Consider the following 18,633-nt stretch of genomic DNA (forward strand, 5'->3'; position numbering starts at 1 on the left):
GAGAGACGAAGCCCCATGAAGCTCACCGTGGACGAACCCAAGTGCGTAGGCGCCGGGCAGTGCGCCCTGATCGCCCCGACGTCTTTGATCACCGGGAAGAGGGAGACATCGTCGTACCGCTGACCGAGACCCCCGGGGGACGGGAGGAGGCAGCCCTTGGTACCGCAGGACTGATCTGCCCCGCTGGGTTCCACCCGCAAGGGGCTGAGAGCGCGGACGACGGCCCCCAGTTCGAGATCACGGGTCGACATCAGACCCGCAAATCCCTCACGAGGCGTTACCAGCAGACGATCGCTGCGGCGCCGGAACAGACAAGGAGTAGTGCAATGCAGGGACTCAACGGAAAGCGCATCGTCGTCGCCGGAGGTGCCTCCGGGATCGGCGCGGCCACCGCCGAGCGGCTCGCGGCCGAGGGCGCGGCGGTCGTGGTCGGTGACATCAACATCGACGCGGCCGAGGCCACCGCCAAGCGCATCACCAGTACGGGCGCAACGGCTTTCGCCGTCGAGTTCGATCTCGCCGATGAGCGTTCGGTTCGTGCGCTCGTCGACACCGCCGTCTCCCAACTCGGCGGCGCCGACGGCCTCTACAACGTCGCCGCCGACGTCTCGGCGGAGACCTTGGGCCGTGACGGCGATCTGCTCGACATGGACCCCGCCGTATGGCGGCGCACCCTGGAAGTGAACCTGATCGGCTTCGCGCTCACCAGCCGCGCCGTCCTTCCCCTCCTGCTGGAACAGGGCGGTGGTGCCATCGTCAACACCTCCTCCCTCGCGGCGCACGTGGGCGACCATGCGCGTGCGGCCTACCAGACAAGCAAGGCGGGGATCAACGCACTCACCCGGCACATCGCCTCCCGCTGGGGCAAGCAGGGCATCCGCTGCAACTGCGTGTCTCCCGGAGTCGTGCTGACCGAATCCGCGCAGAAGATGGCTCTGAGTCCGGAGGCGCTGGAGTTCACCCGCATGACGCTTCCCAGCACCCGCTTCGGCAAGCCGGAAGACCTGGCCGGCGTCGTCGCGTTCCTCCTGTCCGACGACGGCGAGTGGATCAACGGGCAGGTCTGGTCGGTCAACGGCGGCGCGATGCTCCGCGAGTAGCGACCACGAAGCCCTGCGAACCCTTGGGCCTGCTCACGGTTTTGATCGTGAGGTTGAGACAGGTCTTGGCCCAGTCGACGAGGGTACCGGCACAGGCGCAGTCGGGGTCCAAGTAGCTGCAGGCGGAAGGGGATCTCGCGGGCCACTCCGGCCGACCAACGTGTACTTCGCGAAGTCGGTGGCCGGGGCCTTCACCAGATCGGCGACGTACTTCGCCGCGGCGGGCGGAACCTCATCCAGTGAGCCGCTTTCAACCCGCGCCGTGTTCTGGATCAGCCTGCATCTGACCTGCTCAAATTGAGGTTGGAAAACGCTCACTGTGTTACATCCAACGTCAACCCCTGCCTGAGCATCCGCGCACGAGGTTCAACACGTAGAACTTGACAGGGAACACACTCGCGGCACCGCCACCTCCGCTGGTCATCCATGTCAACCTCGCGAGCGTCCACGTCCACCTCGTGACCGAGTGACGCAAACCACTCCAATCCGGCCTCCGTTTTGGTCCGAGTCGGCCCAGATCAGACGGCGTTGATCAGGCTGTGTACCCGCTGACGGCACTCGGAATCGATCTCGGTCGAGCCGCGATGGGGACGCCTGCCTCCAGCACCGGAGCCAGGCATACGAATGCCTCCAGGATGGCCATCCTGGAGGCATCGCTGGCGCCGATTGGAGGTCGGTACCGGACACCGCCCGTGGTTTTAGCGGGCCTGGGTGGCGTCTCTGCCCTTGCGGGACGGCTCCACAGTGCCACACAGCACCCACCAGACAGGTTCTCTACGACGGCCATTCCACCCAGGCGAGCGATTGGGTCTTCACTATCTGCCTCCAGCTGCAGGCGATCTCGTTCTGCTCGGGGACCTCACCGGCCGCTACGCCGCTGGCAGCTACAGCCGCCTCGGCTCCGACGGCCGGGCCGTAGTGCTTCGCGCAGACCGCCAGGGAGCGGCCGACCACGGGCACCGGATCACCGCAGCCATCGCCTGCCACGTGGCGCGCGCCGGCGGCACCGCCGACCAACTGGCCCAGCTCCTGCTGCACGCCGAGCACGAAGGCGGACGGCACCCCCGGAATATCGCGCTGCGCTCCGGCCAGTCAGGCGCACGGGACTACATCCGCCGGGCGTGGGACAGCGCTGCGGCCGCGGTCAGCAACACGAGAGTGCTGGGCTCCCACCACGACGCGCACGAGGTTCTCGCCGCGCTGCGCGACCGCATCGAGACGACGCCCTGGCGCGGAGAGCGTGGGCGGACCGCGCTGCGGGTGCTGCGCGGCACCTGAACTTCGCTGAGATCGCGGGCGGTCCCCTGCACCATGCCAGCGAACGCCAGACCGCGGAGGAAGCCGGCATCTCCCGCACGACTCTGCGGGTCGTCTATGAGACCGTCCTCAAACCGAGAGGCTGGCTGCGCCGGCTGCGAGTCGGCCACGGCCGCGAGGGCTCGACCTGGTACCTCGCCGACGGCAGCGCCGACGATCGCATCATCCCCACTCTGCGGTCTCGTTTCCGGACCACTCAGTCCCCCCCCGACCCGGCACTTGAGGAGTGGCCCATCCCTGAGACGGGCGCAGCGGCCGACATCGACTCCACGGCCGCCTGATGGGCCACGACGCCTTCGCCCACCACGGTCTGGGCAGCGCCGCGCTCTTGCTCATCGGCTCACTGCACGCCCGCCCGGCACAGACGGTCGGCGAACTTGTCGGCTCGTCATCGGTATCCCGCGCCACCATCTACCGCACCGTGCGACGCCTGGCCGACCAGGGCCTCGTCCACCACAGCGGAGAGACCTGGACCCTCGCACCTCGCGCCCTGGAGGGCTTCGGCAGCGGCTCTCCGGAGGCTGCGACCGAAGAGATCGCAAAGCCGGCTCAGGGCTAGGACTCCGTCGCGAAGCGGCATGGAACCACGGGCGTCGCGGCCCAGCGCAAGGCGCTGCACGCTGCCGAGCGCGTGGCGTACCGGGATGTGCTGGAGCGGCTGTCGGAGCACCGCGGCAGGGCCATGGTGATCGTCCGTGATGGGCGCCGGGTCCTGGTTCCCGCACCACGCCCCGACGAGATTCCCTCCGCGTGGCAGGCCCCAGACGGATGCGTCCTCGATCCGGTCACCGGCCGCGCCGCTCCCGACTGGCGGATCGTCACCGATGGACGGCTGATCCTCATCACCCCTGCCGACCAGCGCAGTTACGACGAGCTGGCCGCCGCCCATGCCGAAGCCCTCAGCGAATGGGAGTCCGCAGCGTGAACCCACCCCCTCCAACCCCGGCCAGTCACAGCGACGAGGTCACCGCCCGAGCGCTTCGCGAGCAGTACGAGTCCGGTGCCACGGTCGACGAACTCGTCGCGAGCAGTGGCCTGTCGTACGGCACGGTCCTCAACCGGCTCCACGACGTCGGGACCGTGATGCGCACGTCATGGCAGACCCGTCGGATGCGTCAGGACGCGCAGGCACGCAAACGCCTCGCGGCCCATCTGCGGACCTTGTATGAGCAGCACGGCGCGACCCTCACCGAGCTCTCCGCGGTTGCGGGAGAGACGAGGCGTGCTGCCCGACGACTGTTGATCGAGGCCGGCGGCAGCGTTCGCACCACGCAGCAGACCCTGCGGATGCGGTCCGCAGCGCGGGCCGCCGGGCGGCAGAAGCTCGCGATGTCCCTGCGGACGCGCTACGAAGCCGGATCCACGGTGCCGGAACTCGCCAAAGAGTGCAGTTACTCCAGCAAACACCATCTGATCTGCGACGGCAGGGGCACCCCGCTGCACGTCATCACGACCGCCGCCTACGTCAACGACATCACCCAGACCCTGAATCTCATCGACGGCATCCCGTCCGTCGCCGGGCGGCCCGGTCGGCCGCGCCGGCGCCCCGTCTCGGTCCTGGGCGACAAGGCGTACGACTCCCGGGCCGTCCGGCGCGAACTGCGCAAACGCCGGATCAAGCCAGTGATCTCCCGCAAGGGCGCCCCGAACATCAAGGGCCTGGGCAAACTCCGCTACGTCGTCGAGCAGACCTTCGCCCTGCTCCACCAGTTCAAACGCCTCGCCGTCCGATGGGAACGCCGCCCTGAACTCCACGACGCCTTCCTCTCGTTGGCCCGCAGCCTGATCTGCTGGCGGCGGCTCAAGAAGACCGGAACATGAACCTGGCGCCAGCTTCTAGGAGTGTCGGCTCACGATTGAGTTGGCGTATGAAGCGAGATCGTGGGCCCAGACCTGTAGGCGCCGTCTCTGAGCGTGTCCAGAAGCGGGAGGGCGTGCCGGTAAGTTGCTGACCAAGTGATGTTGGTGCCGCCATGGGGTGCTCGGGTCAGGTCCACAGATGCCCGATGAGACGCGAACGGCCCCGCGGCCTGTTCGTAGCTGAACCGCTGGTCGGGAACCAACTCGATAATGCGCTCGCGGCAGCACACCCGTCCAAGACGAGAACGGATGGTGCGGAGGTCATCTACGCGTGCCGGTTTCTCTACCTCGTAGTAAGAGGTCCAAGACGGCCAGGATTCTGCATCCAGGAGTGCGGCGTAGCAGTAACAGCGAGGGACGACACCCGGCAAGGCCAGAGCGTGTCCCGCCATGATCGTGTTACGAGCTCTTAGGCTTTTACCCGTCAGGCGCCTTTCGCTGAGCCGTTCACGACCGGCCCGTCCTGCGTACTGACTCCAGATGTCCTCACTCCTGTCCCGTTCCCGACCAGCATTTCCGGACCAGTCACGGACCGCGACCCACGGATCAGCCCTCAGATGCTCCACCTTGACTGACGCGCCCCCTCTCCTGGGCCAGACGTCGGAACCGGCTGTTGTGGAACACCAGGGGATCCCGCTCGGGTTCGGCCTTCAGACCGTGAATTTCGAGGAGCACGATCGTGTGATCGCCTCCGGGAAGTTCGGCGTGCAGTGAGCAGTTCAGCCAGAGACTTGCGCCGTGGATGTAGACACCGCCCTCCTCGTCGGCATCCCAGTCGACGCTCGCGAACCGGTCGCCGGCCTTGCCGGCCAGTGACCGGCAGATCGCGTCCTGTCCCTCGGCCAGCACGCTCACACCCACTCGATTTCGCTTACGCAGTCGGGGCCATGTCGTCGAGGTGTCCTGCACACAGACCGATATCAGAGCGGGTGCCAGGGATACCGGGGTGAACGTGCTCGCGGCCATGCCCACCGGGCTGCCGGAGTCGAGTGCGCACACGGCTGTCACCCCGGACGGAAAGCAGCCGAAAGCCTGACGCAGGAGAGCGGGATTGGCCGGTGTCGCATTGAGACTCATTGCGTTCTCCAGAGATGGTGAATTGGTTCCTGGCGCGGGCTCGGATCGTGCAGAGCGGTACTTCGAGGGCACCGCCGGCGACAGGTTTCAGTTCTGCGCCGACAAGACCGCGCCCAGCTGCCGTATCGCGCCGTTGTTGCCGACCACGTGCTGGGAAACACAGCGGACATCGCGCCAGCGGCGCTGAAGTGAGCTGGTGCTGTAGAGGCCCGCGCTGCCCGAGAGAGTCATGATTTCGTTGAGGAGTCGGATGCCCTCGTGATGGATGTGCTGCGTGCCGCCGGTGTAGGTGAACCACTCGGCCGGGGTGGGCGCCTCTTTGGCGAGGGCACGGTCCATGACGAGGCGTCCGGTGTGTTCCGACAGGGCCGTCAGGGCGATCGTGCGCACATGCAGTTCCGCGAACTTCTCCTGGAACACCGGGTCCTCACCGAGCAGCACCCTGGGGTTGAACGCCGGCCGCTTGGTGGCGGCGAGTGCGGAGAGATCGGCGAGCGCACCCTCCAGGGCGCCGAGGATGACGGCGTCGTGCGAGGCCCCCGTCGGTGAGTACGGCAGGTCGTAGAGGGGAGCGGGGATGTTGTTGTCGCCGAACATCGGCCCCGTGTGTTGTTCCGGCACGAAGACGTCGTCCATCGTGAAGTCGGTGCTCTGCGTGGCACGCAGGCCGACCGCGTCCCACGTGTCGAGGAACGTGACCTGCTCGGGCCGGAACAGCGCGACCCGCATGTCCGGGCGGCCGTCCGGCAGCGGAGGCGCCCCTTCGACGAGGAATCCTCCGAGCATCCAGTCCGGGGTGAACGGGCCGCTTGCGAGCGGCCAGCGACCACTGATCCGGTAGCCGCCCCTCACTGGCGTCGCCAGCCCTTTCGGAGCCACGGCTCCACGGAGCATCAGGTCGGCACCGCCCACGAAAACCTCGTTCTCCAGCGTCTCCCGGGGCAGGGACCGTACGAAGAACCAGGCCATCGAAGCGGCCTGAACAGTCCAGCCCGTCGAGCCGTCGGCTCGTGCGATCTCCCGCACCACCCGGGCGGCCTCCAGCAGCCCAAGCTGCTCTCCGCCCCACACCCTGGGCAGGGCCATCCGGAATACGCCCGCCTCACGCAGGGCGGCGATGAGATCCGCCGGGACAGCCCGTGCGTTCTCACCTTCGGCAGAACGTGCCGCGATCTCGGGGAGAAGTGCGCGGACTTGACCGAGCACGTTGTCGCCGGTTTGTCGGTCCTGGGATCGAGCGGGGTCAAGAAGCGTGGCCATGAAGGGGCTCCTAGCTCAATATGCGTGGGCTGGTCGTCAACCGAGTCTTTTTCAGAAGGTGACTGCGGCTTAGGATGACATCTACGTTACGGCCAGGAAAACCAGAACTTTCCTATAAGGCTTATCAGGGATCCCATGACAGCAGGAGCGAAATGGCGGCCAGTTTTTCCCTACGCCAATTGGAATACTTCGTCGCGGTGGCGGACACCGGCTCCATGAGCGCGGCGGCGGTGCGGTGCCATGCCTCCCAGGCGAGCATCTCCACGGCGATCGCCGACCTGGAACGCCGCCTCGGGGTCCAGTTGCTGGTACGACGCCGGGCGAAGGGAGCCTTCCTCACGGAGGCCGGCAGCCGGGTCCTGGACCGTGCCCGAGCCATGCTGGCGCAGGCAGACGAACTCAGGGCGAGCGCACAGGCGGAGGAAGGCCGGCTGGCCGGCCGCCTGACGATCGGGTGCTACGCGGCCCTGACGCCGTTTCTCATTCCGCCCCTGGTGGACGGGTTCAGGCAGGTCCACCCGGCGGTCGACGTCGAACTGATCGAGGGTCAGCTGGACGAGATGCGCCAGGCCCTGCTCCAGGGCGCCTGCGACCTGGCCCTGTTGTACGCGTTCGGCGCCCAACCCGGTCTGTCCTGCACGACGCTGCACCGCAGCCATCCGTACGTCATCGTGTCCGCCGGCCATCCGATGGCCGAGCGCGAGTCCGTCTCACTCGCTGAACTGGCGGACGAACCACTGATCATCTACTCCGAGCCTCCGGCCCAGCAGAACGCGGACCACTGGTTCTCCCTCGCGGGAGCAGAGCCGAACATCCGGTACCGGACCTCGAGCATCGAGGCGGTCCGCAGCATGGTCGCACGCGGCCTCGGCTTCGCCACGTTGATCCAGTCCTGGCCGACCGACACCAGTGTCGAGGGACTTCCCCTGGCATCCGTGCCCCTGAGCGACCCGCTGGACGAAGTCGAGCTCGTGATCGCCCACGCGGCACACGTCACCCCCACCCACCGGGCGCGTGCCTTCCTCCAGTACGCCAGAGAGACGCTCGCCCGCCCGGAGACTCCGCGGGCAACCGACTGACCGCCGTTGGGCGTTGAGCGCGTTGCCGGGACAGTGCACGGACGCCGGATTGCTCGTACGCAACGTGTTTCAGCCCGACACCACGCACTCCCACTACGAAGAACGGCACATTGGCAGCTCGCAACGACCCCGGCCGTCGCTCGGGCCGCACCCTCGCGCTTCCCACCCGCCACCGCGGCTCCCGGCGCCGCGAACGGTAGGTCAGGCAGGTCAGGCGGCGCGGCAACCGGTGTCGGCCGGCGAACGCGGTGCGCCGACCACCCGGGGATTACGGCCCCGGCGCAAATGGACGACCGTCATCGTGCCAGCCAGCCACTGCGGACCCTCGCCGCATGCGCATGCTGGCCGTGTCGTGCGGTGCCGGGCCAACTCGTGGACGCGAACGGCAAGCCCGTTGGCGTCCAGGGCCCGCCCACTCTCGCCGGCGACTGTATCGCCGACCCCGCAGGGGAACCACGGAGCCCGGTTACCGCCCGAACCGACCGCCGCGTCAGCCGTCGCGTTCCGCGCCGACGAGGACGAAGGCCATCGTGACCGGTTGGTCGCTTCGATTGCGCCAGCCGTGGCGGGTGCCGTTCTGGATCACGATGTCCCCTGCCGAGAGGCGGGTGCACCGGACGTCGTCGAGTTCGAGGACGATCTCGCCCTGCAGCACGATGCCGTAGTCCACGGTCGGCGTGGTGTGCATGCCGTCGGGCTCCATGAGGTCCGCGATGCCGGGCGAGTCGGCCCGCTGCTCCTGGTTGAAGGCGACGGGATCGAACGCCGGGTCGGCCATCGCGGTGTCCGGCGGAAAGGTCAGCACGACGAACCGCGTACCGCCGGGTGCAGGGAGCAGGCTGGTGACCTTCGGCGTGGGGTCTTCTCCGGTCCGGCCGACCGGTTCGCCGGGTTCGGTGGCCCACGGCAGGCGGGACACCCAGCCCGGCAGGCTGGTGAACTCACGGCTGCGCGGCACGGGACCGTCGCTGACGACGACCGACCTGCCGTTCTCGTCATGGCCGGTGACGACTCTGCGCATGCGTCTCTCCTCAATCGCGTCAGTCGGGTCCGTGGGATCCGAAGGGCCGCCGGACCCGTCGAATCGGTCGGGGCGGTCGGGTCAGCCGGATCGGCCGTTGCCGGGCCCGGTCGAGGGACCGAGCTCGGCCGCCCAGGTGTCCAGGACCTCCGCCACGGTCGGGGCGGGTGCCCTGAGCAGGGACGATGCCACCGTGCGTACGAACATCCGGTGCCGGTCGTCCGTGAGGTACTCCACCGGGGACTTGCCGTCCACCCGCGCGAGCAGCAGTGCAGACAACAGTGAAGCGGCTCGCACCTCAAGGGCCGGCCGAGGCTCCCAGTCGACGCACCGCACGTACTCCTCGACCAGCACTCGGGCGGACCGCAGGAGATCGGCGCGGCGCTCGGGCACCACCAGGCTCTTGAGGAGCAGATGATTGACGCAGAAGGCGAGGTCGAAGGCCGGGTCTCCGTACCAGGCACACTCGGCGTCCAGCAGCACGGGCCCGGACGGTCCGACGAGGATGTTCTTGGGACTGACGTCACCATGCACCAGGGCCAGGTGCGTGGTGGCCGTGCGGTCGGCGAGGCTCTGGAGGATGTCGCTCAGAGCAGGGTGCGCGGCGGCGGTGGCCAGCAGGTACGGCTCGATACGCAGCGCGTGGAAGTTGTCGTCGGTGGCGAACGCCGTGGCGAGGGCTACGTCGCCGGCGCTCGCCGCGTGCAGGGTGCCGAGCAGCTCTCCGACCGCCGCAGCGGTCGTCTCCCGCACCTCGCCGCGCAGCAGTTGCGCTTTCCACACGGGGTAGTGCTCGGGTGGCAGGAACGCCATCGCGAAGAGACCGGCTTCGGGGTCGTGGGCCAGCAGTTCGGGCACGCTCTCCGGGCGGTGCCGGGACGCGAAGCGCATCCACGCCCATTCGAAGGCGTTGCGAGAGACCGGTGCCTGCCAGTCGGCGGCGACCTTCAGCTTGGCGAGGGCGCGTTTGACGCAGAGGGAACGTCCCGGCAGGTCCACTCGCCACAGATCCGACGAGACACCGCCGGTCAATGGCGTCCAGCGGGCGGCTTCGCCGGGTCCGGCGAGCTCGCGGGCGGTCAGGAAGTCGGCCAGCGCGAGGTCGGGGACGGGGCCCGGGCTCACCTGCGCGGAGGTCGGGCTCATCACCGGTCACCGGACCCGGTGATCGGATCGAGGGGGCGGTTGCAGGCGTGGGCCGGTGCCTCGCCCGCCAGGATCCGTACGACTTCCTCGGCGGCTCGGCGGCGCAGTTCCGTGACCGAGGCGTCGGAGGAGAAGGCGATGTGCGGGGTGAGGAGCGCTCCCGGCTGGTCCAGCAGTCCGGCGGGGACGTGCGGTTCGGTCTCCAGTACGTCGAAGGCGGCTCCGTCCAGGTGTCCGCTGTCCAGCGCCTTGACGACCGCGTCGGTGTCCACCAGGCCACCCCGGCTGACGTTGACCAGCAGGCCACCCGGTGACATCAGCTCCAGTTGCTCGGCACCGATGATGTGGTGCGTGTCCGGCGTGAGCGGCACATGGAGGATCACCACGTCGCTGCGGCGCAGCAAATCCTCCAGGCCCACCATCTCCACTCCGGGGGCGTCCTTCGGCGGATGCGGGTCGTGGGCCAGGATCCGGCAGCCGAACGCACCGAGCTTGCGCACGGTGGCGCGTCCGATGCGCCCGTATCCGACGACGCCGCAGGTCAGCGTCGACAGTCGGCGCAGCCGGGCACCGGCGGGATCCCAGCGGCCCGCGCGGACCTCCCGGTCGGACACGGCCAGGCCCCGCGTCCAGGCCAGCACCATGCCGACGGCGTGGTCGGAGACTTCCTCGACGCAGTAGTCCGGCACGTTGGTGACCCACACACCGCGCTCGGTGGCGGCGTCCACGGCGATGTTGTCGAGTCCGACCCCGAGCCTGGCCACGATCCGCAGATCCGGCGACGTGCCGATCGCGCCGGCGGAGACGGGAGCCCAGCAGGTCAGGACTCCGGCGGGCCGGTGCTCGGCCACCAGGTCCTCGATCGCCTCGGCTGAGGCGGGATCGGCGGGGCCGGTCACCAGGGTGTGGCCGGCCTCCTCGATGACCGATCGCTCGACGGAGTCGTCGGGCCAGGCGTAGTCGGTGAGCAGCACGGTGCCTGGGCGGCTCGGTGGGTTCATGGCAGGTCGTCCTCGCAGAATCGTGCGGCCGCGGCGGACCGGCCGGGTGTCACGTCCGGTCGTGTCCGATGAGCGGGTCTGATCGCCACCCGGAAGGGCGGCCGTCGGCATGTCCGGTTGGCCGTCGGCCGCCAGGGCGGGGTGGGAGGGGGTCGCTGGGCTCGGGTCGGGGTCGCCGGCGCTCGCCGACTTGTGGTCGGTGCGGGCGCCACAGGATGCCCCTGGAACGGATCACGAGATGTCGGGGCACATCGAATCACTTTGTCACAGCCACGTGATGCTAACGATAGCATTCCGCCTCTTCCTCACGTCGAGAGTGCGCCGCGTACCCGGTCCCGGCATCCCTGCCGCGGGGCTCGCTCCGCTCCGAGGAGCCCAGCCATCACGGGAAATCGAGAAACGCCGAAGAAATCCGGCGTTCACACCTTGACGCGCAAGAGACTTCGCCCTCATGGTTTCTGCCAGTGCCGACCGTGTGACCGATAAGTGTCCGCACAGGGTCCGGCTGTCGAAGACGCCATAGCCACGGACGTCCCCGACGGGCGATATACGGCTGAATTCCGCATGCGGTGTCCGACCGAGCGGCAGCCCGTCGCCCTCATTCCGCCAGTCGCCGACACCATCGCCGTCGTCGACTCGAGTCCGTGTTCAGCTCACCGCTTCTCTTCATCGCCCGTACGTCCCCGTACCGGCGATGGATCCGCCGCGGCCTGCCGTGGCCCATTCCTCCTCAGGAGCCGCTATGACTCACGCAGCGCAAGTCGACACCAGTGCGGTACCCGCAAGCGACACGCAGGAAAAGACCCCGGCCCCCCTGTCCCGCCCCATGATCGGGGTGGGTTTCCTGGTGGTGGTCCTCTCCTACATGGTCAACGCGATGGACCGCCAGGTCTTTCCTCCCCTGCTGCCCAACATCCGTGCGGAGTACGGATTCTCCCTGGAGCAGGGCGGGCTGCTGGCGACGAACTTCACCCTCGGCATGGCCCTGGCCGGTCTGCCCGCGGGCTACCTCCTGGACCGCTTCCGCCGCAAGACGGTGTTGGTGGTGAGCATCGTGATCTACTCCCTGGGCACGATGGCCACGCCTCTGGCCACCGGTTTCGCAGACATGACGCTGTACCGGGTCGTCTCCGGCTTCGGGGAGGGCATGCAGTCCGCCGCCATCTTCGCGGCGATCGGCGCCTTCTTCGCCCACCGGCGGGGCCTCGCCTTCGGCGTCATCGGCGTGGGCTACTCCGTCGGCGTGTTCATCGCCCCGCTCATCGGCGTCCAGCTCGTGAGCATGCACGGCACCTGGCACTCGCCGTTCTACCTGTTCGGCGCGGCCGGCCTGCTGATCGCCGCCGCCGCCGTCTTCCTCGTGAAAGCCGGGCTCACCGAACACTCCGCCGAGAAGGTCGTCTCGACCAAGACCTACGAGTACATGCCGACCTCCGCCTACAACCGCAACACCATCGCCCTGGCCGTCCACGCGGTCCTCAGCGGTGTGGCGATCTACGGGTTCCTCGGTCTCTACCCGACGTTCCTCATCACCTCGCTGCACTACACCTCCGGGCAGGCCGCCCTGGCCATGAGCTGCCTCGGTTTCGGCGGCATGACGGCCATCTTCGGCGGCTGGCTCGGCGACCGCTTCAACCAGCGCAACCTGCTGATCCTGAGCATGCTGGCCGTCTCCGCCATCAGCGTGTGCATCTACGAGACGCAGGCCGGAATCGGCATGCAGTGCGTGTTCGCCTTCCTCATGGGCGCCTTCGGCCTCGGCTTCGTCTACCCCAACACCAACAGCGCGATACAGCGGGCCGTCCGTCCCGCGCAGATCGGACGCGCCTCCGGTCTCTTCGTCACCAGCTACTACGGGCCGGCGGCCTTCTCGGGCCTGCTCTTCGCCGCCCTGGTGGACTCCTTCGGCTGGGACCGGGCAGGGCTGCTGCAGGTCACGGTGCTGCCACTGGCGGGCGCCCTGGCCCTGACCTTCGTCCGCCCCTCGAAGTTCAACAACGCGGTCCACTAGCGAGTCGGTCCGCCGGACATCTGCCGCCGTGTGGCACCGGGCGCCCGCCCGGTGCCACACGGCGGCGCTCCTCCGACAGCACACGAAGGCAACCGCCGACATGCCACGGGCCTGCCCACCGCCGAGCGGTGGGCAGGCCCGTGGCGCGATCGCCCGGCAGGTGTCCGACGTCAGAGGCTCTCGGCCACGACCGGATTGCGCAGAGCACCGATGCCCTCGATCTCCACCTCGATCTCGTCCCCGGGGCGGATCGGCCCGACGCCGGACGGCGTGCCGGTCATGATCGCGTCTCCGGGCAGCAGTGTCAGATAGCGGCTGAGGTAGCTGACGATGCCGGGAACGTCGAGCAGCAGGTCGGCGGTGCTCGCCGACTGCACGACGGCGCCGTTCACACGGGTCGTCAGCGACAGTGCCGAGGGGTCGAGTTCGGTCGCGATGACCGGCCCGAGGGGGGCGAACGTGTCCTGCCCCTTGCCGATCAGCAGCGTTCCGAATGCGCTTTCCCTGCGCTGGACGATGCGGTCGCTGACATCATTGCCGCACGTATAGCCGAGGATGTATTCATGGGCCTCAGAGGGCTTCACATGGCGGGCTTCCTTTCCGATGACGACGACCAACTCGCCTTCGAAATGGATCAGTTCGCCATCCCTCGGATAGACGATCGCGTCACCCGGCCCGATCGCCGCGGTGCTCGGCTTCATGAAGCACACGGGAACTTCCGGAATCTCGCGGTCGGTCTCGTCGACGTGCGAGGCGTAGTTGTAGGCGAACCCGAAGATCCGGGGTCGCTCGAGCGGCGGAAGAATGACCACGTCGCCGACTTCGTCGACGTCCCCCGTAGGGAACAGTCCGGTGAAGGGATCACCGTCGAATCGCGCGATTCTTTCGTCACCGGATTCCAGCTCTCCGTAGTGACGCACGCCGCTGACGGCATACCTGACGATCCGCACGGACACCTCCCCAACTAGGCAGCCGTGGGCGGCTGCACTGCCCATTCAGCAATGCTAACGTTAGCACAATGATGGTGATCAACCCGGAACCACCACCTCTCTGACCACACAGAGTGCGACGAAATGCTATCGTTGGCATACGGAAAGTGACGGCAGCGGGATGAGTCAGCTCGAGGGGGCCCTTACGTGATCACGACCAAGGACATCGCCGAACGCCTCGGCATCTCCGTGTCGACGGTCGGCCGGGCGCTTTCCGACGATCCGCGCATCAGCGAGGAGACCAAGTTCCGGGTCCGCCAGGCCGCGTCCGAGATGGGATACGTCGGCAACCGGGCGGCGCGGATGATGCGCGGAGCGTCCAGCAACGTGGTCGCGCTGGTCATCCCGGACATCCGCAACAGCTTCTACTCGACGATCGCGCACGAGTTGTCCAAGAGCATGGAGGCCGAGGGCTTCCAGCTGATGCTCTCGGAGACCGACGACGACCGGATGGTGGAGCTGCGCCACCTGCGCGAGCTGTCCGCCAACCGCGTCGCCGGCGTCATCATCGTGCCCACCGCACGCCCGCACGGCGACTCCGTCAAGCTCCTGCGCGGCCTGCCGCACCTTCAGCTGCTGCGCCGCCACCCGCTGCTCGGTTCCCAGTGGTTCGGCGTGGACGACCACGAGGCACTGCGCCAGGCCGCGGCCCACCTGGTGGCCCAGGGGCACACCCGCATCGCATACGTGGGCGGCCCCGAGGAACTGCCCACGGGCGCGGAGCGTCTGCGCGGCTTTCACAGCGCCCTCAGCGAAGGCGGCCTGCCCGACGACGCCGGGCGGGCGGAGCTGGGACCGCCGTCATCCGTGGATTACGGCCGCCAGGCGGTGCGCCGGCTGCTGAAGGGGCCGGACGTGCCCACCGCGCTCGTGCTGGGATCGGTTCAGCTCACCATCGGGGTCCTGGAAGAGTTGTCCGAGCAGGACGTGAAGGTGCCCGGGGAGCTGTCCGTGGTCGGGTTCGGGGACGAGCCGGGGTTCTCCTGGTGGGGACCCGGACTGACGACGATCGGGCTGCCGATCCAGGAGATGGCCACCGGTTGCGCGCTGTGGCTGATGCGCCGGCTCAAGACCAAGCCGGGCAACGACGGCCCGTACACGTCGGTCTCCCCTGGATCACTGGTCCTGCGCGGCAGCACGGCACCGCCTGCCGGGAAGGCTTCGTCCAGGTCCGCCTGAGCCAGGGGCGGCCTCACCTACGAACGCCGAAAGCGCCCGGAGCGATGCACTCCGGGCGCCTTCGCATGTGCGGCGCGGGTCAGTACGTCCCACTGCGCAGCCGCCCCATGACGCGGGCGGTGCGGGCGAGTTCGTCGAGCACCTGCTCGGCAGCGGCCTCGTGAATCTTGCCGGGCCTGAAATCGCCGCCCTCGACGAGGCCGTTGACGAACGGGATGCTCACGGTCGGGCCGATCGGCAGCATCCTGAGGTTCGCCACGACCTGCTTGCCCATCTGCACCGCGCGAGTGCCCGCCGAGACGCCTCCGTAGCTGACGAACGCGGCCGGCTTGTGCTGCCACTCCACGGCGAGGTAGTCCCAGGCGTTCTTCAACGGGGCGGGGAAGCAGCCGTTGTATTCCGGGGTGACGAAGACGAACGCGTCCGACGCGTCGACGATCCGGCTCCACGCGCGGGTGTGGCTCTTCGTGTACTGCCGCAGAGCGGGCGGATGCGGCTCGTCGAAGAAGGGCAGAGCGAGTTCGTACAGGTCGATGGTGTGGGACTCGAACTGGTCGCACTCCGAGGCGCGGAGAGCGAACCAGTCCGCGACGGACCTGCCCACACGTCCGGGGCGCGTACTGGCCACAACGGTGGTGAGGGTCATGGGCGCCACGGAGGGCTGGAGTGTCATGTCGGGCTCTCTTCCCTGTCGGACGCCTTGCGGCCCGGCGGACCCGCGCCCCCTGTGCTGTCCGTCGTCCAGAAGGGCGCGGGTCCGCCGGAGTTCTCACCGGAGCACCGGCTGTGCGAACGATAGCATTAACGTCCGGACGAACCAAGGACGAAACAAGGGGGCGCCAAACCAGGCGACCGCCGATGGATCGAGCGACGCCCCGCTCTTGACAGAGCAGCCACCGCTTTGCACGATTGCGCTATCGTTAGCATGAAGAGCCGCAATGAACGAGCAACCTTCGCCATGACCTTCTCGCTCGTGCCCAGCGCCGCTGCGCCGATCCAGGTGCCGCCCAGCGGGGGCCGACCGAGCCCGTTTCGTCGGGGAGGACCTCGCTCCGTACGCCTTCCGTCGCCTCCGGCTGCGGGGACGCCCCCGATGACCGGCACGGGCGGATTTCTCTGACCCGATTCTTCTGACCCGATTCTTCTGACCCGATTCTCCTGGCCCGATCGTCCGAACTCCGAAAGGTCGCACCGCAATGACAGACGCGCGGATCGCCAAGCTCTACGGCCGCAGGGTGTGGGACTCCCGCGGTCGGCCGACCGTCGAGGTCGAGGTCCACCTCACGGACGGTGCGGTGGGCAGGGCGATCGCGCCGGCGGGCGCATCGACGGGCCAGGGCGAGGCCCTCGACCTGCGCGACGGCGGCAGCCGCTTCGGCGGGCTCGACGTCCGGCGCGCGGTGGGCTCGGTGAACCACGAGATCGCCCCCGCCCTCGCCGGCCGTGACGCGGGTGACCAGGAGACCGTCGACCGGCTGCTGGTGAACCTCGACGGCACCCCCGACCGCAGCCGTCTGGGCGGCAACGCGATCGTGGCCACGTCCATGGCGGTTCTGCACGCCACCGCCGCGTCGGCGGGCGTGCCCCTGTGGCAGCACCTGGCGGGCGGACGGCCGGTCCGCATCCCGCTGCCGGAGATCCAGATCTTCGGCGGCGGAGCCCACGCGGACCGCCGCGTCGACGTCCAGGACTTCATGGTGGTCTGCCCGGCGGCACGGAGCTTCTCCGAGGCCCTGGACTGGACGGCGGAGATCTACCGGACGGCCGGAGCCCTGATGCGCAAGGCCGGCAAGGCGCAGGGTGTGGCAGACGAGGGCGGGTTCTGGCCCGCCTTCGACTCCAACGAGGAGGCGCTGGAGATGCTGACCCTGGCCATCGAGAGCGCGGGCTTCGCGCCCTCCTCCCAGGTGGGCATCTCGCTGGACGTCGCGGCCTCGCAGTTCGGCAGCGGCGGGCAGTACACGCTGGCGCTGGACGACCGCACGCTGGACACCGAAGCACTGGTCGACATGCTGGGCGGCTGGGTCGAGCAGTATCCGATCCTCTCCGTCGAGGACCCGGTGGGCGAGGACGACCACGAGGGGATGATGGAGTTCACCCGTCGCTACGGCCACCGCTGCCAGGTGATCGGCGACGACTACCTGGTCACGAACGCCAAGCGGGTGGAGGCGGCGGCCACCAGCGGGGCGGCGAACGCCGTACTCGTCAAGCCGAACCAGGCCGGTACCGTCACGGAGGCCTACCAGGCCCTGTGCGCCGGAAAGGACGCCGGCTTCGGCACGATCGTCTCGGCCCGGTCCGGAGAGACCGAGGACGTCACCATCGCCCATCTGAGCGTCGGCTGGGACGCCGGCCAGCTGAAAGTGGGCTCGTTCACCCGCTCCGAGCGCATGGCCAAATGGAACGAGGTCCTGCGCATCGAGGAGGCCCTCGGCGAATCCGCGGAATTCAGCGGATGGTCTGCCTTCACATTCGCGGATTCCGCGTCTTCCACGACTGCGGCGCCTTCCGCTGCCAAGCCGTAAAACGGCCTCGAAGTATTACAGTCATCGAAATCCAGAGCCGATCGGAGCCCGGAGACCACCATGCTGCCTCCCGTCAATCTGCGCCCCAGTTTCAACATCACCCGCGCCAGTCATGTGCGTCTCACCGTGGCCGACCTGGCCGAGAGCCGGAACTTCTACGTGAACGCCCTGGGCCTCGTCGTCAGCGACGAGGACGAGCGCACCTGCTACCTCCGCGGCCTCGCCGAGGCCTGCCACCACAGCCTCGTCCTGGAGCTGGACGAAGAGGGCGGCGGCAGGTCCAGGAGGATCGGCTTCAGGGTCTTCTTCGACGAGGACCTCGACCTCGCGTACGCCTGGTTCCGTGAGCGGGGCCTGCCCGCCGAGTGGGTCGACGTCCCGTACCAGGGTCGTACGCTGCACGTCAACGACCCCATCGGCACGCCGCTCGAACTGTGCGCGACCATGGAGACGCGGCCGCGGCTGCACATCGACTTCGCGTCCTACAAGGGTGCCCACGCGCAGCGCCTGGACCACTACCAGATCTTCGCCCCCGACACCTACGAGCTGTGCGCTTTCTACAGCGAGCTCGGCTTCCGCAACTCGGAGTACCTGGAGCACGGCGACAAGCTGCTGGGCGCCTTCATGTACCGCAAGGGCACCTGCCTGGACCTGGCGATCATCGAGAACACCGGGCCCGCCCTGCACCACTTCGCCTACACCGTCTCCGAGAGCCACGACATCTTCGCCGCCTGCGACTGGGCAGGCATTCTCGGCTACGGCGACGGCGTGGAGCGCGGCCCCGGGCGTCACGGTCCGGGCGGAATGCTCTTCGCCTACCTCCGCGACCCCGACGGCCACCGGGTGGAGGTCTTCAACAGCCACTACCAGACGATCGACACCGAGATCGAGCCCGTGCGCTGGGACGCGGCGGCGCTGAGCACCAACGCCCGCTGGGGCCTGCCGGCCCTGGAGAAGTGGTACTTCGAGGCGTCACCCTTCGTCGGGGTGAAGCAGATCCCGCCGGCCGAGCTGCCGAAGCCGATGTCGATGGAGCGGTTTCTGCTCGAACAGTCTGCCCGCTGACTT

Annotated in this window: 18 protein-coding genes and 2 pseudogenes; 11 read left to right on the forward strand and 9 right to left on the reverse strand. The window is 68.4% G+C overall.

From position 1 onward, the window contains the following. Positions 1-15: 15 nt before the first annotated feature. Both AB0I77_RS22570 and AB0I77_RS22575 read left to right on the forward strand, forming a co-directional pair. Positions 16-122: pseudogene (locus AB0I77_RS22570) on the forward strand (ferredoxin); the annotation flags it as partial. 204 nt (positions 123-326) lie between these two features. After that, entirely contained in the window at positions 327-1,100 is a 774-nt protein-coding gene (locus AB0I77_RS22575; protein WP_363284536.1) for an SDR family oxidoreductase, read from the forward strand. Position 1,101: 1 nt separating this feature from the next. On the opposite strand, the pseudogene AB0I77_RS22580 reads toward AB0I77_RS22575, so the two are convergent. Next, a pseudogene (locus tag AB0I77_RS22580) lies at positions 1,102-1,252 on the reverse strand (IS5/IS1182 family transposase); the annotation flags it as partial. A gap of 652 nt (positions 1,253-1,904) precedes the next feature. On the opposite strand from AB0I77_RS22580, the gene AB0I77_RS22585 reads away from it, so the two are divergent. The 4 genes from AB0I77_RS22585 (at position 1,905) to AB0I77_RS22600 (ending at position 4,238) form a co-directional block, all read left to right on the forward strand. Continuing rightward, positions 1,905-2,378 (forward strand): hypothetical protein, encoded by a 474-nt coding sequence (locus AB0I77_RS22585; protein ID WP_363284444.1) that lies wholly within the window; start codon positions 1,905-1,907, stop codon positions 2,376-2,378. A gap of 319 nt (positions 2,379-2,697) precedes the next feature. Further along, positions 2,698-2,976, forward strand: a complete 279-nt coding sequence (locus tag AB0I77_RS22590) for a MarR family transcriptional regulator (RefSeq protein WP_363284445.1) — start codon at positions 2,698-2,700, stop codon at positions 2,974-2,976. 72 nt (positions 2,977-3,048) lie between these two features. Continuing rightward, positions 3,049-3,342, forward strand: coding sequence for a hypothetical protein (locus AB0I77_RS22595; RefSeq protein WP_363284446.1), 294 nt, complete (start codon positions 3,049-3,051; stop codon positions 3,340-3,342). Continuing rightward, the gene (locus AB0I77_RS22600; protein WP_363284447.1) at positions 3,339-4,238 is read left to right on the forward strand and encodes a transposase; all 900 of its coding nucleotides are present in this window, start codon (positions 3,339-3,341) and stop codon (positions 4,236-4,238) included. Before AB0I77_RS22595 ends, AB0I77_RS22600 begins: the two co-directional genes overlap by 4 nt. 29 nt (positions 4,239-4,267) lie before the next feature. On the opposite strand, the gene AB0I77_RS22605 is transcribed toward AB0I77_RS22600, so the two are convergent. The 3 genes from AB0I77_RS22605 to AB0I77_RS22615 all read right to left on the reverse strand — a co-directional run bounded on the left by AB0I77_RS22605 (position 4,268) and on the right by AB0I77_RS22615 (position 6,614). Continuing rightward, entirely contained in the window at positions 4,268-4,669 is a 402-nt protein-coding gene (locus tag AB0I77_RS22605; protein WP_363284448.1) for an SRPBCC family protein, read from the reverse strand. Between the two features lie 154 nt (positions 4,670-4,823). Beyond that, entirely contained in the window at positions 4,824-5,354 is a 531-nt protein-coding gene (locus AB0I77_RS22610; protein ID WP_363284537.1) for a flavin reductase family protein, read from the reverse strand. A gap of 87 nt (positions 5,355-5,441) precedes the next feature. Further along, complete coding sequence (locus tag AB0I77_RS22615; RefSeq protein WP_363284449.1) at positions 5,442-6,614, reverse strand: acyl-CoA dehydrogenase family protein; 1,173 nt, start codon at positions 6,612-6,614, stop codon at positions 5,442-5,444. 179 nt (positions 6,615-6,793) lie between these two features. On the opposite strand from AB0I77_RS22615, the gene AB0I77_RS22620 reads away from it, so the two are divergent. Further along, a complete protein-coding gene (locus AB0I77_RS22620) occupies positions 6,794-7,693 on the forward strand; it encodes a LysR family transcriptional regulator (protein ID WP_363284450.1) in 900 nt (299 codons plus the stop codon). Between the two features lie 490 nt (positions 7,694-8,183). Here the strand turns inward: AB0I77_RS22620 and AB0I77_RS22625 are convergent, their stop codons facing one another. From AB0I77_RS22625 to AB0I77_RS22635, 3 genes are all read right to left on the reverse strand, one after another. After that, positions 8,184-8,714, reverse strand: a complete 531-nt coding sequence (locus AB0I77_RS22625) for a cupin domain-containing protein (RefSeq protein ID WP_363284451.1) — start codon at positions 8,712-8,714, stop codon at positions 8,184-8,186. A gap of 81 nt (positions 8,715-8,795) precedes the next feature. Next, entirely contained in the window at positions 8,796-9,860 is a 1,065-nt protein-coding gene (locus AB0I77_RS22630; RefSeq protein WP_363284452.1) for an aminoglycoside phosphotransferase family protein, read from the reverse strand. Beyond that, positions 9,860-10,861 carry a C-terminal binding protein gene (locus tag AB0I77_RS22635; RefSeq protein ID WP_363284453.1) on the reverse strand — a complete coding sequence of 334 codons (1,002 nt, stop codon included), beginning with the start codon at positions 10,859-10,861 and terminating at the stop codon, positions 9,860-9,862. The genes AB0I77_RS22630 and AB0I77_RS22635 overlap by 1 nt, the downstream gene beginning before the upstream one ends. A 742-nt stretch (positions 10,862-11,603) precedes the next feature. Between AB0I77_RS22635 and AB0I77_RS22640 the strand changes: the two genes are divergently transcribed. After that, positions 11,604-12,872 (forward strand): MFS transporter, encoded by a 1,269-nt coding sequence (locus AB0I77_RS22640; RefSeq protein ID WP_363284454.1) that lies wholly within the window; start codon positions 11,604-11,606, stop codon positions 12,870-12,872. A gap of 170 nt (positions 12,873-13,042) precedes the next feature. Here the strand turns inward: AB0I77_RS22640 and AB0I77_RS22645 are convergent, their stop codons facing one another. Beyond that, positions 13,043-13,822: a fumarylacetoacetate hydrolase family protein gene (locus AB0I77_RS22645; protein WP_363284455.1), complete on the reverse strand. Its 780-nt coding sequence runs from the start codon at positions 13,820-13,822 to the stop codon at positions 13,043-13,045. A gap of 186 nt (positions 13,823-14,008) precedes the next feature. On the opposite strand from AB0I77_RS22645, the gene AB0I77_RS22650 reads away from it, so the two are divergent. Beyond that, entirely contained in the window at positions 14,009-15,040 is a 1,032-nt protein-coding gene (locus AB0I77_RS22650) for a LacI family DNA-binding transcriptional regulator (RefSeq protein WP_363284456.1), read from the forward strand. Positions 15,041-15,119: 79 nt separating this feature from the next. Here AB0I77_RS22650 and AB0I77_RS22655 read toward each other — a convergent pair whose 3' ends face one another. Then, entirely contained in the window at positions 15,120-15,713 is a 594-nt protein-coding gene (locus AB0I77_RS22655; protein ID WP_363284457.1) for an NAD(P)H-dependent oxidoreductase, read from the reverse strand. Between the two features lie 523 nt (positions 15,714-16,236). On the opposite strand from AB0I77_RS22655, the gene eno reads away from it, so the two are divergent. Both eno and AB0I77_RS22665 read left to right on the forward strand, forming a co-directional pair. Further along, positions 16,237-17,565 (forward strand): phosphopyruvate hydratase, encoded by a 1,329-nt coding sequence (gene eno, locus AB0I77_RS22660; RefSeq protein WP_363284458.1) that lies wholly within the window; start codon positions 16,237-16,239, stop codon positions 17,563-17,565. 60 nt (positions 17,566-17,625) lie between these two features. Next, entirely contained in the window at positions 17,626-18,630 is a 1,005-nt protein-coding gene (locus tag AB0I77_RS22665) for a VOC family protein (protein ID WP_363284459.1), read from the forward strand. The last annotated feature ends 3 nt before the right edge of the window (positions 18,631-18,633 follow it).

The sequence above is a fragment of the Streptomyces sp. NPDC050619 genome (assembly GCF_040654815.1).
Classification (GTDB): Bacteria; Actinomycetota; Actinomycetes; order Streptomycetales; family Streptomycetaceae; genus Streptomyces.

Excerpts from the sequence above, each read along its gene's own strand:
- AB0I77_RS22590 (WP_363284445.1), top strand. The coding sequence starts at position 2,698 with ATGGGCCACGACGCCTTCGCCCACCACGGTCTGGGCAGCGCCGCGCTC.
- AB0I77_RS22635 (WP_363284453.1), bottom strand. The coding sequence starts at position 10,861 with ATGAACCCACCGAGCCGCCCAGGCACCGTGCTGCTCACCGACTACGCC.
- AB0I77_RS22615 (WP_363284449.1), bottom strand. The coding sequence starts at position 6,614 with ATGGCCACGCTTCTTGACCCCGCTCGATCCCAGGACCGACAAACCGGC.
- AB0I77_RS22655 (WP_363284457.1), bottom strand. The coding sequence starts at position 15,713 with ATGACACTCCAGCCCTCCGTGGCGCCCATGACCCTCACCACCGTTGTG.
- eno (WP_363284458.1), top strand. The coding sequence starts at position 16,237 with ATGACAGACGCGCGGATCGCCAAGCTCTACGGCCGCAGGGTGTGGGAC.
- AB0I77_RS22665 (WP_363284459.1), top strand. The coding sequence starts at position 17,626 with ATGCTGCCTCCCGTCAATCTGCGCCCCAGTTTCAACATCACCCGCGCC.
- AB0I77_RS22640 (WP_363284454.1), top strand. The coding sequence starts at position 11,604 with ATGACTCACGCAGCGCAAGTCGACACCAGTGCGGTACCCGCAAGCGAC.
- AB0I77_RS22625 (WP_363284451.1), bottom strand. The coding sequence starts at position 8,714 with ATGCGCAGAGTCGTCACCGGCCATGACGAGAACGGCAGGTCGGTCGTC.
- AB0I77_RS22630 (WP_363284452.1), bottom strand. The coding sequence starts at position 9,860 with ATGAGCCCGACCTCCGCGCAGGTGAGCCCGGGCCCCGTCCCCGACCTC.
- AB0I77_RS22605 (WP_363284448.1), bottom strand. The coding sequence starts at position 4,669 with ATGGCGGGACACGCTCTGGCCTTGCCGGGTGTCGTCCCTCGCTGTTAC.
- AB0I77_RS22610 (WP_363284537.1), bottom strand. The coding sequence starts at position 5,354 with ATGAGTCTCAATGCGACACCGGCCAATCCCGCTCTCCTGCGTCAGGCT.
- AB0I77_RS22575 (WP_363284536.1), top strand. The coding sequence starts at position 327 with ATGCAGGGACTCAACGGAAAGCGCATCGTCGTCGCCGGAGGTGCCTCC.